16 protein-coding genes and 1 riboswitch are annotated in these 17,695 nt (G+C 38.2%); of the genes, 12 read left to right on the forward strand and 4 right to left on the reverse strand.

What is annotated here, in order from left to right; genetic code table 11:
* Positions 1–117: 117 nt before the first annotated feature.
* On the reverse strand, positions 118–1,434 hold the full coding sequence (gene ahcY, locus RMO03_RS13730; RefSeq protein ID WP_309642676.1) for an adenosylhomocysteinase: 1,317 nt from the start codon (positions 1,432–1,434) through the stop codon (positions 118–120).
* Positions 1,435–1,708: 274 nt separating this feature from the next.
* On the opposite strand from ahcY, the gene RMO03_RS13735 reads away from it, so the two are divergent.
* From RMO03_RS13735 to RMO03_RS13760, 6 genes are all read left to right on the forward strand, one after another.
* Positions 1,709–2,347, forward strand: coding sequence for a 4'-phosphopantetheinyl transferase superfamily protein (locus RMO03_RS13735; RefSeq protein ID WP_309642677.1), 639 nt, complete (start codon positions 1,709–1,711; stop codon positions 2,345–2,347).
* A gap of 60 nt (positions 2,348–2,407) precedes the next feature.
* Positions 2,408–3,124: a geranylgeranylglyceryl/heptaprenylglyceryl phosphate synthase gene (locus RMO03_RS13740; protein ID WP_309642678.1), complete on the forward strand. Its 717-nt coding sequence runs from the start codon at positions 2,408–2,410 to the stop codon at positions 3,122–3,124.
* A 3-nt stretch (positions 3,125–3,127) separates the two neighbouring features.
* Positions 3,128–3,757 (forward strand): nicotinamide riboside transporter PnuC, encoded by a 630-nt coding sequence (gene pnuC, locus RMO03_RS13745; protein ID WP_309642679.1) that lies wholly within the window; start codon positions 3,128–3,130, stop codon positions 3,755–3,757.
* Positions 3,712–5,826 carry a DUF4301 family protein gene (locus tag RMO03_RS13750; protein WP_309642680.1) on the forward strand — a complete coding sequence of 705 codons (2,115 nt, stop codon included), beginning with the start codon at positions 3,712–3,714 and terminating at the stop codon, positions 5,824–5,826. Before pnuC ends, RMO03_RS13750 begins: the two co-directional genes overlap by 46 nt.
* On the forward strand, positions 5,826–6,239 hold the full coding sequence (gene arfB / locus RMO03_RS13755) for an alternative ribosome rescue aminoacyl-tRNA hydrolase ArfB (RefSeq protein ID WP_309642681.1): 414 nt from the start codon (positions 5,826–5,828) through the stop codon (positions 6,237–6,239). The genes RMO03_RS13750 and arfB overlap by 1 nt, the downstream gene beginning before the upstream one ends.
* Positions 6,240–6,307: 68 nt before the next feature.
* Positions 6,308–6,404, forward strand: a riboswitch (TPP riboswitch).
* An 82-nt stretch (positions 6,405–6,486) separates the two neighbouring features.
* Positions 6,487–8,781, forward strand: coding sequence for a TonB-dependent receptor domain-containing protein (locus RMO03_RS13760; protein ID WP_309642682.1), 2,295 nt, complete (start codon positions 6,487–6,489; stop codon positions 8,779–8,781).
* A gap of 44 nt (positions 8,782–8,825) precedes the next feature.
* On the opposite strand, the gene RMO03_RS13765 is transcribed toward RMO03_RS13760, so the two are convergent.
* Positions 8,826–9,251, reverse strand: coding sequence for a hypothetical protein (locus RMO03_RS13765; protein WP_309642683.1), 426 nt, complete (start codon positions 9,249–9,251; stop codon positions 8,826–8,828).
* A 163-nt stretch (positions 9,252–9,414) separates the two neighbouring features.
* Between RMO03_RS13765 and greA the strand changes: the two genes are divergently transcribed.
* Together greA and RMO03_RS13775 are read left to right on the forward strand one after the other, a co-directional pair.
* On the forward strand, positions 9,415–9,888 hold the full coding sequence (gene greA / locus RMO03_RS13770; RefSeq protein WP_309642684.1) for a transcription elongation factor GreA: 474 nt from the start codon (positions 9,415–9,417) through the stop codon (positions 9,886–9,888).
* A 2-nt stretch (positions 9,889–9,890) separates the two neighbouring features.
* Positions 9,891–10,280: an HIT family protein gene (locus RMO03_RS13775; protein ID WP_309642685.1), complete on the forward strand. Its 390-nt coding sequence runs from the start codon at positions 9,891–9,893 to the stop codon at positions 10,278–10,280.
* A 131-nt stretch (positions 10,281–10,411) separates the two neighbouring features.
* Here the strand turns inward: RMO03_RS13775 and RMO03_RS13780 are convergent, their stop codons facing one another.
* Together RMO03_RS13780 and RMO03_RS13785 are read right to left on the reverse strand one after the other, a co-directional pair.
* Positions 10,412–11,557: a HAMP domain-containing sensor histidine kinase gene (locus tag RMO03_RS13780; protein ID WP_309642686.1), complete on the reverse strand. Its 1,146-nt coding sequence runs from the start codon at positions 11,555–11,557 to the stop codon at positions 10,412–10,414.
* 224 nt (positions 11,558–11,781) lie between these two features.
* Positions 11,782–14,139 (reverse strand): starch-binding protein, encoded by a 2,358-nt coding sequence (locus RMO03_RS13785; protein ID WP_309642687.1) that lies wholly within the window; start codon positions 14,137–14,139, stop codon positions 11,782–11,784.
* Positions 14,140–14,513: 374 nt separating this feature from the next.
* Here RMO03_RS13785 and RMO03_RS13790 point away from each other — a divergent pair, with 374 nt between their 5' ends.
* The 4 genes from RMO03_RS13790 (at position 14,514) to ald (ending at position 17,693) form a co-directional block, all read left to right on the forward strand.
* On the forward strand, positions 14,514–15,401 hold the full coding sequence (locus RMO03_RS13790; RefSeq protein ID WP_309642725.1) for a flavin reductase family protein: 888 nt from the start codon (positions 14,514–14,516) through the stop codon (positions 15,399–15,401).
* Positions 15,402–15,422: 21 nt separating this feature from the next.
* Entirely contained in the window at positions 15,423–15,800 is a 378-nt protein-coding gene (locus tag RMO03_RS13795) for a DUF3127 domain-containing protein (protein WP_309642688.1), read from the forward strand.
* Positions 15,801–15,899: 99 nt separating this feature from the next.
* Positions 15,900–16,538 (forward strand): leucyl/phenylalanyl-tRNA--protein transferase, encoded by a 639-nt coding sequence (gene aat / locus RMO03_RS13800; RefSeq protein WP_309642689.1) that lies wholly within the window; start codon positions 15,900–15,902, stop codon positions 16,536–16,538.
* A gap of 81 nt (positions 16,539–16,619) precedes the next feature.
* Positions 16,620–17,693: an alanine dehydrogenase gene (gene ald / locus RMO03_RS13805; protein WP_309642690.1), complete on the forward strand. Its 1,074-nt coding sequence runs from the start codon at positions 16,620–16,622 to the stop codon at positions 17,691–17,693.
* Positions 17,694–17,695: the final 2 nt, after the last annotated feature.

The following is a 17,695-nucleotide window of genomic DNA, read 5'->3' on the forward strand; positions in this document are numbered from 1 at the left end:
GTGTTGTAGTTAATAATGAAAGTAAATATAAATAAAAAACCCTCACTTTTCAGCAAGGGTTAATATGATAGCATTAAAATCTAAGAATCTAACAATCCAAAAATCTAACAATCCAATTTAGTATCTGTAATACTCAGGCTTAAACGGCCCTTTCACATCCACACCAATATAAGAAGCTTGGTCGTCTCTTAAAACTTCGAGCTCAACACCCAATTTTTCTAAGTGCAAAGCCGCTACTTTTTCATCTAAATGTTTAGGCAACATATACACTTCATTGTTGTAGTTCGCGCTGTTTTTCCACAATTCGATTTGCGCTAAAGTCTGGTTCGTGAATGAATTACTCATTACAAAACTTGGGTGACCTGTAGCACAACCCAAATTCACCAAACGACCTTCAGCCAAGATAAGGATATCTTTTCCTGCAATCGTGTATTTGTCTACTTGTGGTTTGATTTCAATTTTAGAAGCACCGTGGTTTTTGTTTAACCAAGCCATATCGATTTCATTATCGAAGTGACCAATGTTACAAACAATCACTTTATCTTTCATTTGCTCGAAGTGACTTCCCAAAACGATGTCTTTATTTCCTGTAGTAGTGATGATGATGTCAGCATTGTCAACTACAGTATTTAATTTTTTCACTTCAAAACCGTCCATCGCAGCTTGCAATGCACAGATTGGGTCGATTTCGGTAACCGTAACGATAGAACCTGCACCCCTGAAAGAAGCTGCAGTACCTTTACCTACGTCACCATAACCGCAAACCACTACACGTTTTCCTGCCAACATAATATCAGTAGCACGACGAACCGCGTCAACAGCAGATTCTTTACAACCGTATTTGTTATCAAATTTTGATTTGGTAACCGAGTCATTCACATTGATTGCGGGCATTACCAAAGTTCCGTTTTTCATTCTTTCGTATAATCTGTGAACACCGGTTGTAGTTTCCTCAGACAATCCTCTGATTCCAGCTACCAATTCCGGGTAACGATCAAAAACCATATTCGTCAAATCGCCACCATCATCCAAAATCATGTTCAATGGTTGTCTGTCTTCACCGAAGAATAATGTTTGCTCAATACACCAGTCGAAATCTTCTTCATTCAAACCTTTCCAAGCATACACCTGAATTCCCGCAGCAGCAATCGCAGCAGCAGCCTGATCTTGTGTAGAGAAAATGTTGCAAGAAGACCAAGTTACATCAGCGCCCAAAGCAATCAATGTCTCAATCAAAACTGCCGTCTGAATCGTCATGTGTAGACAACCCGCAATACGCGCACCTTTCAAAGGTTGCTCGTTTTTGTATTCTCTGCGAAGCGCCATCAATCCCGGCATTTCAGCTTCCGCCAATTCAATTTCTTTTCTTCCCCAAGCGGCAAGAGAAATGTCTTTTACTTTGTAAGCCACAAAAGGCATCGTCGTAGTACTCATTTATGTTATATTTGTTGTTATAAAATTTTGCGCAAATTTAGGCATTAACTTAGAAATTAAAAAACATTTGTTCATAATTATAAGTTGTTTAGTGTGCTAAAGTTTTAAAAATCAATAAAATAATTTTTTTCAGGAGCTATTTCCCGCTATCCGCTCATATCTTTTGCGCCGAACAACGGCACAAAAGGATAACCGCTACAAACGTAGTTCACCGAACTCCGCTTAAAATGGAAATCAAGTGAGGTAATCGGGGCTAAAAATCCGAATTCCCAAGATGCCTCTATACAAAACCATATCTGTCAATCCAACGACCAAAATCCTACTTTGGAAAATCACCGAATCTTTCGAAGAAATCTCGAGTGGAATGCAACTCAAGGAAAAGAGCGCCCTTCGACTCAACAACATGAAATCCGAATTGCACCAACGTGCTTTCTTAAGTGTTCGAAAGTTGCTTCACGAAGCCGGTTATTCCGATTTCGATTTGCATTACGACGCGTTCGGAAAACCGTATTTTGATGATGGCAAACACATTTCCATTTCGCATTCGCACGAGTTTTCTAGTATCATTCTGAGCAATCAAAATGTCGGCATCGATCTAGAAATGCAACGCGACAAAATCACAGCAATCGCACACAAATTTGCAGAAACCGAAAGCCATTTTTTAAATCCAACCGAAAAAGATTACATTCAAAAACTAACGGTAATTTGGGGCGCCAAAGAAGCAATATTCAAAATCAGAAATGAAGTCGGCATCAGTTTCAAAGACCACATCAGAATTCACCCATTTGAAATCAATCAAAAACAAACCAACGCCACACTAGATTTCGAAAATAAAAAAACCCAATACGCTATCTTTTTTGAAGAAGTAGAAAATTTTACCTTAGTTTACGCCTTTGAAAAAAGTGGTCAGTAAACAGTAATTAGTATTCAGTTCTATCCTATTAAACTTTGCGCCTTTGCGTCTTTGCGAGCAATGAAAAATCTATACAACGATATCTTACAATCAAAAGCAACCAAACAAAAACTGCTTGCCATTCTAATCGATCCTGATAAAATCGATTTGGAAAGCATTCCAATCTTATCCCAAAAAATCAATGCTTCTCCAGCGACTCACATTTTTATAGGTGGGAGTATCGTTGAGCATAACATCATCGACGATTTAATCATTCAATTAAAACAAAAAATAAATTTACCGATGCTACTTTTTCCGGGAAATCCATCGCAAATTTCAAACGAAGCCGACGGTATTTTATTTCTCATGTTGCTTTCAGGAAGAAACTCGGATTATCTGATTGAACATCAAATTCAAGCGGTACCAATTTTAGAAAAAACGAATCTTGAAATTATTTCGACGGGTTACATCCTAATCGAAAGCGGTAATGAAACTGCCGTTGAACGCGTCAGTCAAACGAAACCATTGTCAAGAAATAATTCAGATTATGTAGCACAAACTGCAAAAGCAGGAGCATTGATAGGCAACAAACTGATGTATCTCGAAGCCGGAAGTGGTGCACAATTATCCGTTCCAATCGATATGATTGCGCAAGTTTCAAAATCCATCAGCATTCCATTGATTGTTGGCGGAGGCATTCGTTCCCAAAAAGAAATTCAATGGGCTTATGATGCCGGTGCCGATATAGTAGTCATCGGAACTGCATTCGAAAACAATATTGATTTTTTTAATTCATAACCCATGATAGATTTCTTTTTAAATGCCTACAAAGAAGCATCGACAACACAGATTCTACTTGAGTTTATGGCTTTTGTGTTGGGTATTATGAGCGTTTGGTTTGCGAAGAAAGTCAATATTTTAGTTTATCCGACGGGCTTAATCGCAACAGTAATCACGACGTATTTGTTGTATGTTGCCGGATATTTGGGCGATATGATTATCAATGGTTATTTTTCAATTATGAGCATTTATGGTTGGTATCAATGGTCGCGTAAAAAAGAAAACGACAAAACCAAACCCATTTCAAGAACCAATTTTAAAGAAAAAATAATCGGAATCATGCTGTTTTTTATTACAATTTTTGTAGTTTTCGCAGTCTATAAAACCTGTGATTACAAAATAAAACCAGACAATTATGTTGACATATTGGCGTCGGGAATTTTTTTCACTGGTATGTGGTATATGGCCCTCAAAAAAATAGAAAACTGGACACTTTGGATTATCGGTGATATCATTGTTGTTCCTTTGTATGCCTACCGCGGATTGGGAATGTTGGCATTACAGTATTTAATTTTTACAATTTTAGCTATTGCAGCTTACTTAGAATGGAAGAAAATCTTAAACAACAACATTCAATCATATCAAAAATAGCTTTGTTTGGCCCGGAATCTACGGGCAAAACAACTTTAGCAAAGCAATTGGCAGCCCATTTTCAAACGGTTTGGGCGCCTGAATTCGCTAGAGATTATTTGCAACAAAAATGGGACGCCAAGCAACAAATATGTGAACCTGAAGATTTATTGCCAATAGCTATCGGACAGACACAAGCAGAAAATGAGGCTTTACTCACAGCCAACCGCTTTCTGTTTTGTGATACTTGTCTTATGGTGACCAAAGTATTTTCTGAAATCTATTATAATTTTTGCGATCCTGTGCTCGAAAAAGCGGCACGCAAACACAAATACGATTTGTTTTTTCTAACGGATGTCGATGTGCCCTGGGAAAAGGATGACTTGCGAGATACATCCGATGATCGTGAAATGACCTTTGCCATTTTTAAACAAGCATTGATTGATAACGACAAACCTTTTATTACCCTGTCGGGTGATGCCAATGCAAGATTAAAGAAAGCCATAAAAATTATTGAAGATTTAGAAAAATCCAAAAGCATGGGATTTAGTCCGCTTGATTTTGTGCAGATTTATAAGAAAGGGATTTATTTAGACAACATCAATAGCCATCTGGATATATTCAAGCATGGTATTTCGAAAGCAATTTTAGTAAAACCGGCAACTAAAAATGATGGTATTTTAAGATTAGAAGAAACGCAATTTCAAGAATTTTCGGATTACTTCGATTCTAAAAAAGAATCGTTAAAACTACTCAAATTTGTTCCGGCTTCCGGAGCTGCCAGTAGAATGTTTAAATTTTTGAATGAGTTTCTAAATGAATTCGATCTCGAAAACGACACCATCAACAGTTATATCAATAAAAAGAATTTATCCAATCTCACAGTTTTCTTAACAGGAATTGATAAGTTCCCATTCTTCGATACGATTGATACCATACTCAAAGAATTGCATACTGATTTTAAGACATGGGAAAGTGATAAAAAAAACTATCATTTTATTAAAATGCTTTTGGATACTGAATATTTCAATTTCAGTAACAAGCCCAAAGCGATTTTGCCTTTCCATAAGTATACGACACATACTGCAACACCAATCGAGGAGCATCTCAATGAAAGTGCCTTATACGCAAGTTCGAACGGGATTTCAAACCTGCATTTTACGATTTCAGACATTCATCAATCGCAATTTGAAAAAATTATCGAAAATGAAATTCGGAAAGTGGAAGACAGAACCCAAACGAAAATCAACATCACGTTTTCTTTTCAAAATCCGTCTACGGATACTATAGCTGTTGGTTTAGACAATGTTCCTTTCAAAAATGAAATGGGGAAATTGGTTTTTCGACCAGCCGGACATGGTGCTTTGATTGACAATTTAAATCAAATGGAAGCCGATGTTATTTTCATCAAAAACATCGACAATGTTATTCAGAATCACATCGAACTCATTACGTTGTATAAAAAAGCATTGGCTGGCATATTGTTGAAACTTCAAGAGCGTGTCTTTCAAATATTGAATCAGATAGAAAACCGGACGCTTTACGAACATGAGATATTGCCAATCATTGATTTTATTCAAAAAGATTTGAATATTGCGATGATTGAAGATTTTTCGAAATATACTGTCGAGAATAAAATTTTATACATCAAAGACACGCTCAATCGGCCAATTCGCGTCTGCGGTATGGTGAAGAATGAAGGTGAACCAGGCGGTGGACCATTTTGGGTGCGCGATGTCAAAGGCAATGTGTCGCTACAAATTATTGAAACGTCACAAATCGATTTGAATAACACACATCAGCAACAAATTTTGGCAGATTCGACGCACTTCAATCCTGTTGATTTGGTTTGTGCCATCAAAGATTTTCAAGGCAATAAGTTCGACCTAAATCTATTCGTAGATCACAACAGCGGCTTCATCGTCGATAAAAATAAAAACGGGCGTGATTTGAAAGCCTACGAATTGCCGGGATTATGGAACGGCGCGATGGCAAAATGGATCACTGTTTTTGTGGAAGTGCCATTAATCACATTCAATCCTGTAAAAACGGTGAATGATTTACTCAAACCCGCACATCAACCGCAATAATGGATTTAGATAAAATCATATCCGAGCTACAATATAAAGCGGTTCGCAGTTCAGGTGCTGGCGGTCAGAATGTCAATAAAGTCGCTTCAAAAGTGGTATTAACATTCGATATCGAGCAATCTCAAGGTTTGTCTCATGAAGAAAAAAACAGAATCAAAATCAAGTTAGCACCGCGATTAACTTCCGAATTTCTGTTGATTTTAAACGGAGAAGAAGACCGCAGTCAACTAAAAAACAAAACTTTAGTAACAAAACGCTTTGTGGAAATTATCAAAACCGCATTGATCGTTCCCAAAAGCAGAAAAGCAACAAAGACCCCGAGATCAGCGATTGAAAAAAGAATCAAAACCAAACGGTCGACTTCCGAAATCAAACAATCAAGAAGAAAACCCAATATTGATTCGCCAATCTAAAAGATTCAGAAATCTAACAATCGAATCATCGAACAATCTAAAAATCTAAAAATCTTCCTTATATTTGTCGCGTCTCAAAGGGGTGCTCTAAATAACGAGCTGAGATTATACCCAATGAACCTGAACAGGTAATGCTGTTAAGGGAAAAATGACAAAACATAACGTATACGCTATACATTGTCATAGGAAACAATCAATTAATTTTTAACCAAGAGTAATTGCCCCTTTTATTCGTAAACTTTTACGAATGAAAACTTTACTACATTATTGCCACAAAGGCAAAAAAAACCGAAAGAAACAACTTGCATTTTCTTTTCTTTTAGCTGTTGCTTCTTCAGCCGCATTCTCGCAAGAAGTACAAAAAGATTCCACCAAAACCATTCAACTTGATGAGGTTTTATTGAAAGCAACCCGAGTGAATGACAAATCTCCTTTTCCGTTTACCAATGTTTCCAAAGACAAAATCGAATCGGTCAATTTAGGACAGGATTTGCCGGTTTTATTAGATCAGTTGCCGTCGGTTGTTACGACATCGGATGCTGGTGCTGGCGTTGGTTATACCGGAATTCGTGTGCGCGGAAGCGATGCTACGAGAGTCAATGTTACCATTAATGGGATTCCGTATAACGATGCGGAAAGTCAAGGCACTTACTTTGTCGATTTGCCTGATTTTGTTTCTTCCGTTGAAGATGTTCAGTTGCAACGCGGCGTCGGTACATCGACGAATGGTTCGGGAGCTTTTGGCGCGAGTTTGAATCTGCAAACTTTGAAACCTTCCAAAGCGGCATACGCTACAATTACCAATGCAGTGGGTTCTTTTGGAACGAGAAAACATACTTTTAGTATTGGTACAGGAATCAAAAAAGGATTTTATGCTGAAGCGCGATTGTCGAAAATCGCAAGCGACGGTTATATCGACAGGGCTTTTTCTGATTTGAAATCATTTTATTCAGAAGCAGGTTTTGTCAATACAAAAACAGCATTCAAGGCGATTGTTTTTGGCGGCAAAGAGATTACGTATCAATCTTGGTACGGAACTCCTGAAGCAGTTGTCAATGGTGATGTAGAAGGCATTCAAGCATTTATTGGCAGAAATTATTCTTCCGATGCTGAAGCACAAAATTTGTTGAATTCCGGCAGAACGTATAATTTTTACACTTATGCCAATCAGGTTGACAATTATGAGCAAAATCATTTTCAAGCGCATTTTTCACACCAATTCAATGAGCGATTTTCGATAAATGTCTCGGGAAATTTCACGCCTGGTAAAGGGTACTACGAAGAATATAAAGCAGGTAAATCATTAGGTGATTATTTTCCAACTAGTCCAAATGCTGCCGAAGAAGGTGATGTCATCCGCAGAAAATGGGCTGCGAGCGATTTCTATGCGCTGGTTTATTCTTTACATTATAAGATCGAAAAATGGAATATGTTTTTAGGCGGTGGTTACAATCGATATGACGGCAACCATTTTGGTGAGATTATTTGGAGCTCTTTCCCAACGGCAGTGCCAATCCGTTCGAAGTATTATGATAACGACACCGATAAAAGAGATTTTAATATTTACCTCAAAGGCGAATACGATATTACTCCAAAATGGATTGTTTTTGGCGATGTTCAATTTCGAGATGTCGATTATAAAGCTGCAGGTTTGAGTTCAGATTTGAAAGTTTTGAACGTATCGAATAGCTATTCTTTTTTCAATCCAAAAGCAGGATTGACCCATTTGTTGAATGAGAAAAGTTCAGTGTATGCTTCGGTAGCTGTTGCCAATAAAGAACCCAATGGTGATGATTTGACTAAAAATCCAATCAAACCGGTAGCGGAACAATTGATTGATTTCGAATTGGGCTATAAATTCAAAAGCAAAAATAATTTCGTTGCCGTGAATTTTTACAGCATGAATTACAACAATCAGCTCGTATTGACAGGTGATTTAGATGATATTGGAAACCCGATTCGTCAGAATGTTGATAAGAGTTATCGAATGGGAATTGAAGTTCAAGTCGGTTATGAGTTTGTAAAACAATTGCGATGGGAAGTGAATGCAACTTTAAGTCAGAATAAAATCAAGCAATACCAAGATGTGATTTATGATACGCAGTACGATCCGAATACTTTTGAAACGGTTTCTTACAATCCGATTGCGACCGTTTATAAGAACACGGACATTTCCTTTTCTCCTGATATCATTGCAGCAAGTACAATTACTTTTACACCAATATCGAATCTATCGTTTGGCTTTATTTCGAAATATGTAAGACAACAATATTTAGACAATACGCAAACGGCAAGCAAAAGCATGGATGCTTATTTCATCAATAATTTCAACGCCTCATACACCTGGAAACCCAAATGGATTGGAGCTATAAAATGGCATTTGTTGGTGAACAATATTTTTGATAAAAAGTATGTTTCCAACGGTTATACTTACAGTTATTATTACCGACCACAAGGTTCGAGCGACAGCCCAATTACGGAAAATTTTTATTATCCGCAGGCCGGTATTAATTTCCTGACGGGATTAACGTTGAGTTTTTAATTTTAAAAAAAATCCTGAATTTTGAAGTTCAGGATTTTTTATGTTTAGTTGTAAACGCGAATCGTGCTGCTGTTGATGACTTCGACACGATACGGAATCATGGTATATTGTGTGGCAGCAGTTCCATCATACATGCTGTATTTATAGGCGTCCTCGCAATTGCATTTGGCATACAACCCGTCGATAGAAAGTCTCGAACAAGCTGTTGGCGATTGGTTCGGGCAGTTGCCGTTCCAGGCGCGGTAGTCTGTTCCGGCAACTTTCATGATGACAATATTAATATCACCATCTACGGTAATAGCGATTGGATTCGAATTAGAATTCAACCCACTGTAGCTTGGTAAATTCAAATTGAGCGTGGTTGAAAAACTATAATTGGGTAAATAAGGATTGTTGTAAGTCCTTCCCGAATCTTTTTCACAGTTACATAAGAACCCAATTAAAATAAAGGCTAAAAAATATTTTTTCATAAATAAAAAGTAGCAAATAATGATGCAAACAAATATAAATTAATTAAATTTGGCTTGGTTATGATTAACATTTAATTATTAACTAAAAGAAATTATAGTATCTTTGACCGCAAGGAATCCCGTAGATATGGGATTTTTTCTATTTATATAAATGACGGAAATTATGAGTGCAGTATCGTATTACACAGCAGAAGGATTAAAAAAACTAAGAGAAGAATTAGATTATTTGAAAAGCGTGGCGCGCCCGAAAGCGTCGCAAGATATAGCAGATGCCAGAGATAAAGGCGATTTGTCTGAGAATGCAGAATATGACGCAGCCAAAGAAGCACAAGGCTTGTTGGAAATGCGCATTGCCAAATTAGAAGAAGTACATTCGAATGCGCGTTTGATTGATGAGTCGCAATTAGACATGTCGAAAGCGTTGGTATTATCGAACGTAAAAATTAAAAACCAATCCAATGGTTTGGAGATGAAATATACTTTGGTTGCCGAAAGCGAAGCCGATCTTAAAACCGGAAAAATCTCAGTGACTTCTCCAATTGGAAGAGGATTGTTGGGAAAATCTGTAGGCGATGTTGCTGAAATTACAGTGCCAAATGGTGTTTTAAAATTTGAAGTATTGGAAATTTCAAGATAATCATGTCGACCATTTTTACTAAAATCATCAACGCAGAAATTCCGAGTTATAAAGTGGCCGAAGACGACCATTTTTTAGCATTTCTGGATGTCAATCCCAATGCAAAAGGACACACGTTATGCATTCCCAAAAAGGAAGTTAATAAGCTTTTTGATATGGATGATGCAGCGTATTTAGGATTGATGCAATTCTCTAAAAGAGTAGCGGCGGCTTTAGAAAAAACCATTCCATGCAAAAGAATCGGGATGGCCGTGATTGGACTTGAAGTGCCTCATGCGCATGTTCATTTAATTCCACTCAATGAAATGGATGAAATGCGTTTTCAAAACAAAGTGAAACTCACTCACGAAGAATTTGAAGCTTTGGCGAAAAGCATTCAGGAAAACTTATAAAAGCTAACACGGATTTAGCTCATCGGATTTTATTTATTTGGTATTCGCTGATTTTCAATTCACAGATTGTCACGGATAAAAAATCTGTGTGAATCTGTGAAATTCGTGTTGTATTTTTTCCAAATCCGTGTTTAAACGATCTTCTCAAAACTGACCTGCATTGTAGTTCCCTTATTCACTTCCGAACTCAACACTTTGATTTTACCTTTATGATATTCTTCCACAATGCGTTTCGTCAGCGATAAACCCAAACCCCAACCGCGTTTTTTTGTGGTGAAGCCAGGTTCGAAAACACTTTTAAACTGATTCTTCGGAATGCCTTTCCCAGAATCCGACACTTTTATTTTTACGAATTTTCCGTCTTCTTCAATCACAACGTTGAGTTTGCCTTTGCCTTTCATGGCATCAATCGCATTCTTAACTAAATTCTCAACCGTCCAACTGTGCAAAGCCGGATTCAGCGAAACCATAATTGGTTTTTTAGGTGCTTTAAATGAGAAAACCACTTGTTTAGAAAATCGCGACTGCAAATAATCATACGAATCCAAAGTTTCTTTGATAATGTCACGCTGTTCCAGTATAGGCTCAGAACCAATTTTAGAAAATCGATCCGTAATGGTTTGCAAACGTGTAATGTCTTTCTCAATTTCAGCAATCGTGGTCGGGTCAACATGATCCGCTTTCATAATTTCGAGCCAACCAATCAAAGACGACAACGGCGTGCCAATCTGATGCGCCGTTTCCTTGGCCATTCCGGCCCACAACTTATTCTGCGTCGCCATTTTAGTGCTTTTGTAAAAATTATACACCAAAGCACCAAACAACACAATAATTAAAACCAATGCAATCGGGTAATATTTGAGTTTGTTGAGCAACGACGAATCGCCATAATACAAATATTGGAATTTTCCCGGCACATATTCTATCGCAATCGGGTCGTTTTGATTTTTGAGTTTAGCGAGCAATTCAGCCGACTTCGATGCGTCATTCACAATACCTTCATCGATATTTTTGGTGCTCAAAATCTTTTTATTTTCCGTCAAAATAATTGGAATTCGGGCGTTCTGTATAATCTTTAAAGGCAATTCAATATCAGTGTCGACGCCAGCATTATTCAATGTTTTCTGCGCTTCTGCCCAATGTTCCATTTTCACGCGTTCTTCATCCTTAAAAATCTGGAAAAAGGAATATGTATTCCATAAAATTAAAGTAATAATCACAAACGAAGCAGCGATTAAAATCCAACGGGTTATATTTTTTCTGTTCGAAAATTCCATAAGTCAATTTGAGGCATAAATATAACGAAATATCACAAGTTTGATTGTAAAGTTTTTTAGGAGCCGGGAACCTGCTATCCGCTAAATTTTTCACGCCGAACGCCGGCGCAAAAAGATACCGCTACTATCAGGGCTAGGGCCACAGGATAATCAGGCGATACTTTTCAAAAAAAAGGCTCAAACAGTTTTTCCGTTTAAGCCTTAGTTTCAATATTTATTAACCTCTATTTTTTTAAAATTTGTTTAATTTCTTCCTGCCCATTTTCGAATGTCATTTGTAAAAAGTAAAGACCAGAACTTAAATTACTCATGTCGATGGCATTTTCAATTGGTTTTCCTTCTTTTAAAACAACCCCTTGAATATTCATCATCTTGTAATTATAAATGTTCGATTCCGAACTGATCTGCAAAACATCAACCACCGGATTTGGATAAAGGATTGTGGTATTTATCGGTTCGTTGGCAAGCATTCTTGCTGATGCACCCCAAGTATAAGAATAGCCATTGGTTTTGTTGAGTAAATCCGCAGTTTGATTTCCGGTTCCACTGTTGCCGTTATTGAAAACAATATTCACTGAAGTTGGTCCCACGATAGTATATTTATAAAACCCATTGACATCAGGAACCATCGTTATGCCGGGCCAAGTAGTATTAGCAACACTGCCTGTTGGAACTGCATTCCAATAGTGAATTTTTGGCGTAGTGGTCCATGTTGTTGGGGGTTTAAAATAGACCGTCATAGCTGTTGGACATCGGTTTGCCGGTTCCGAAGTTAACCAAGCGGCATCATAATAGCGTATTCCTGCTGTCGCTGTTAAATCAGCGGTTTGCAATGTTCCATCATTGAAAATTAAGTTGGATGCACTAACCGTCGAAGGGAACGTAAATTTATACCAACTGCCACAATCTAAAGTCATCGCAACGCCTGGCCAAGCAACCGCAGGAGTTGTTCCTGTTGTGTTCCAATAATAGATTTTGATGGCCGAATTCCAATTCGATGGTTTCTTGAAATAAACCGTAAAAGTGGTCGGACTCGAAAAGGTATAGACTTCAGTTCTTATCGCTGAACTAACTCCAACAGTATTTCGCACAAATGCCTTTAAAGTGGTCGTGCTTGTTATCGTTAATGATTTTGTTCCAACTGCCGAAGCCGAAGCAGTTGTTGGAGTCGAACCATCCACAGTATAATAAATGGTTGAAGCACTATTGTTAGCCGTCAACACCGCATTGACAATAGCTCCAGCAACAAAACTTCCACCAACCGGAGCAATAGTTAAACTCGGAACATCAGCGATAACTTCTCTTTCCCAAACCGCATAATCTGTTCCTGACGTTTTTAAAACCCAACCTGTTCCCGGATTCCACATGCCAGGACCAATTTTTACCACGACTTTATTGTCGATAGTCGCGGAGTAAAATGAACTCGCATTAGAAACCACCACGGCGCTGTATGCATTAATACCATTGGTTTTTCTAATCGCCATCAATTTATCAATCGCCGTTTGATTCGCAGTATAAGAAACCGTCACACCGTCTTTTCTATAGGTACCACCATAATAATGAGGAAAGAAAACACACGGAATTCCAGGATGTGTCAGAATATAAGCATAGCCTTTCATAATATTATCACTAGTCACGAAGCTTCCGGGTTTCACGAAAGTGTCGTGATTGTCTATAAACGTAACTGCTTTATCAGCATATCCAAATTGTCCGGCTAAACCTGGATTTCCAGAAAGCGCGGCGTAATTACCATTATTAATCGCCGGTTGTAAAGCATTGTAATACAAAGAAAAATCAAAAGCAGCAGATCGGTTGCCTGTTCCGTTAATCCATGATTTTAAGGTTGCAGTATTGCCATCCCAATATTCACCTACCGAAGCATAAGGCGAAGACGCATTGATATAATCTCCAAAATAACCCGCCGAAAACCCTTTAGCTACATCCCATCGCCAACTGTCAAAACCCAATGCTTTCAATCGGGTTAGGTATTCTTTAACGCCATTTTGAACTTGTAAATTCGTATGATCCAAATCTCTTGCGCCGTTAAAATCTTCTCCTGTATCCGGAGTTCCGCAGGGTCTGACACCGGTTATGGCAACAAAATTAGCTTCGTCGTTGCTGGTAATCGAATGACAATCCCAAGTCGGATTTGTAAAATCCGTCCAATTCGTAGTTCCGCCTCGGTGATTTACTACTATGTCAGCCATCGGATGAATTCTTGGTGTACTCGTATTGAAAGCAGTCAATAACGCCCGCAATTGCGCTTCAGAACCATAAACCGTTTGGGAAAAATTAAACAACTCAGTAGGAATATAACCCACGCCACCGGTTGATTTACTTGGTGGTGGCAACCAAATCACATTAAAACCCGCAGTGGCATATCCACTGGTTCGATTTTTCAAATAATTATACAATCCACCTTCACTCGATACCGAGGCTTGCGTATGCACATCCCAGCCAAATGCTTGTAACATGATATCGTTTACATTCGCCGACGATTGCGCATTCATTTTCGAAAATAACGCAGCACAAAAACACAGCATCATAAAGACCTTTTTTTGTAAAGATAATTTTGCTTTCATTTGATATTTTGGTTTTAGTTTAACTTTATGAAATTAACAATAAATTGTAAACGATTTTAAGATATTGCTATAGTTATGATTTTTTATTGTGAAAAATCGCAACTAAAACGTTATATTTGTGATAATTGTTGATAAATATATTTTTAAAAACGAGTTGCTTTTTAGGAGCTGTTTCCCGCTATCCGCTAAATTTTTTGTGCCACCCAAAACTTGGCGAACTGACGAAGAAAATGCCGGCACAAAAAGATACCGCTGCTATCGGGGCTAGGGCATTCCGGAAATCAGGCGAATACTTTTCAACAAACAACCATCTTATCAACAGCAATCCGAATGGTGTATTCCTATTTGCTATTTTTGTCGAAACTCAAAAATCCATGCTAAGCATCGAACCCAAAGACGTATCGCCATTAAAGCTGCAGGCTTACCTGCAAAGTGCTGTTGCGCCACGTCCGATTGCATTTGCAAGTACATTAAGCGCCAGTGGAAAACCGAATTTATCACCATTCAGTTTCTTCAATGTGTTCAGTTCGAATCCACCGATTTTGATTTTTTCTCCTGCAAGAAGAGTTCGTGATAACACAATCAAGCATACATTAATCAACGCAGAAGCCACCAAAGAAGTGGTCATTAATATCGTGAATTATGACATCGTACAGCAAGCTTCTTTGTCAAGTACAGAATATGCTGATGGCGTCAATGAGTTCCTCAAATCGGGCTTAACGCAAATTCCATCCGATATCGTAAAACCCTATCGCGTCAAAGAATCACCGGTGCAATTCGAATGTAAAGTCAATCAAATTATTGCACTCGGAACACAAGGCGGAGCAGGCAATCTAATCATTTGTGAAGTCCTAAAAATCCACATCGATGAAAAAATCCTCGATGCCAACGGCAATATCGACCAACACAAAATCGACTTGGTGTCGCGTTTGGGAAACAATTGGTATTCGCGCTCCAATCAAGGTTTGTTCGAAGTGCCAAAACCGATTGCCAATTTAGGCATAGGCGTCGATGCAATTCCTGAGTTCATCAAAAAAAGCAATGTTTTCAACGGCAATGATTTAGGAATGTTAGGCAATATCGAAGCCTTGCCTACACAAGAAGAAGTTGCTATATTTGTAAAAGAAAATTTCGCTGTCAAAGGCATTTTAAGCGGCGATGATGAGGTAAAAATCTATCAAAAAGCCAAAGAATATTTAAACAACCAAGACGTGCTTTCAGCATGGAAAGTCTTGCTGGCCAATACAATTTCAATAAAATAATCAACAATAAAATTACAGAAGATGGAAGTTACAGGGAAAATTAAAATGATCGACACCACCAAAGAAGTGGGTTCATCCGGATTTAAAAAAAGAGATGTTGTAATAACTACAGACGAGCAATATCCGCAACACATATTAGTACAATTCGTGCAAGACAAATGTGATTTGTTGAATGGTTTTGCGGTTGGGGAAGCTGTGAAAATCGATATCAATTTGCGAGGCAGAGAATGGGTAAATCCACAAGGAGAAACCGTTTATTTCAATACCATTCAAGGTTGGAGAATCGGAAAATTACAAGCAGAAGCACCACAACAACAAGCGCCTCCAATGCCAGCAGCACAAACTTTCGAACCGGCTCCGAGTTTTACCGAAGAAGAGCATGATGATTTGCCTTTCTAAGATAAAACATTTTAGAACCAAAAATTATATTAAATCAGGAATTAGCATGTCTAGTTTCTGATTTTTTGTTTAGTATATTGTCACTAAATTACTATTTCAATGTATCACGTTACTCCAATACTTTATTTCCCGCCAGTTGAAACTGCTTCGCCTGAAGGCATTTTGGCATTTGGCGGCGACTTGTCTACGCAGCGATTGCTATTAGCATACAAGAGCGGCATTTTTCCTTGGTTTGAAGCCGATGAACCCATATTGTGGTGGTCGCCCAATCCGAGGATGGTTTTGTTTTTAGACGAGTTGAAAGTTTCGAAAAGCATGCGCAATATTTTGAAAAAGGAAGTATTTCAAGTGACTTTCAACCAAAATTTTAAAGCAGTGATTGCCAATTGCCAGAAAATAAAACGCGACGGGCAAAACGGCACTTGGATTACCAACGAAATGATTGAAGCTTATAACAAACTCCACGAACTTGGCATCGCAAAATCGGTTGAGGTTTGGCAAGATCAAAAATTAGTTGGCGGTTTATATGGCATCGATTTAGGTCATGTTTTTTGCGGAGAAAGTATGTTTTCTTTAGTCTCAAATGCATCAAAAGTGGCTTTCATCAGTCTCGTCAATCAATTAAAAACGGAAAACTATCAATTATTGGATTGTCAAGTTTATAATGAGCACCTCGAAAGTTTAGGATGTCGTGAAATTAATAGGGGCGATTTTATTAAAATCATAAAACGAACGTAAAAGCACAAATTTTTAAACGTCAACCCCTAAAATTAATTAGGCTTCAATGTATATTTGATGTACAATCAATACATTCTAGTCATGAAAATAGGGGTGCCAAAAGAAATCAAAAATAACGAAAATAGGGTTGGACTAACACCAGCCGGAGTTTTTGAACTTATAAAAAACAAGCATACCGTTTATATTCAAAACGGAGCAGGCGAAGGAAGCGGTTTTTTCGATGATGATTACCAAGATGTAGGCGCCATTTTACTAAAAAATGCTAAGGAAATTTATGCCATCAGCGATATGATTGTCAAGGTCAAAGAACCCATCGCCGAAGAATATCCGTTGATTCAACCGAATCAAATTCTGTTTACCTATTTCCATTTCGCTTCGAGTAAAGCATTAACCCAAGCCATGATGACTAGTAAAGCAGTATGCATAGCTTATGAAACCGTTGAAGACGAAGACGGAACGTTGCCTTTATTGACCCCAATGTCGGAAGTTGCAGGAAGAATGGCGATTCAACAAGGCGCAAAATATCTTGAAAAACCCATTAAAGGCAGAGGCATTTTATTGGGTGGCGTGCCCGGTGTTCCGCCCGGAAAAGTATTGGTACTTGGCGCGGGCGTAGTAGGAATTCAGGCTGCAAAAATGGCGGCGGGTTTGGGCGCGCACGTTACGATTCTCGACATCAATATGAAAAGGTTGCGTTATGTTAATGATGTTATGCCCAACCATGTGGTGACCGAATTTTCAAGCGAATACAACATCAGACGACATATCAAAAATCACGATCTTATTGTCGGAGCGGTTTTGGTAACCGGCGGAAAAGCACCGAAATTAATTACAAAAGACATGCTCAAGGAAATGAATCCTGGAACCGTTATCGTAGACGTCGCTGTTGATCAAGGCGGTTGTTTCGAAACGACGAAACCAACAACGCATGAAAATCCAACATATATTATTGATGATGTCGTGCATTATTGTGTGGCGAATATGCCCGGCGCAGTGCCGTATACATCGACTTTAGCATTGACCAATGTGACGTTGCCTTATGTGTTGAAGATTGCGAATTTAGGTTGGGAAGAAGCTTGCCAACGCCACCGTGATTTACAAAAAGGCCTCAACATCGTCAAAGGCGAAATTGTTTATGAAGGAATTTCGCTATAGCC

Origin of the sequence: Flavobacterium sp. (assembly GCF_031411595.1) — a bacterium.
In the GTDB taxonomy this organism is placed as follows: Bacteria; Bacteroidota; Bacteroidia; order Flavobacteriales; family Flavobacteriaceae; genus Flavobacterium.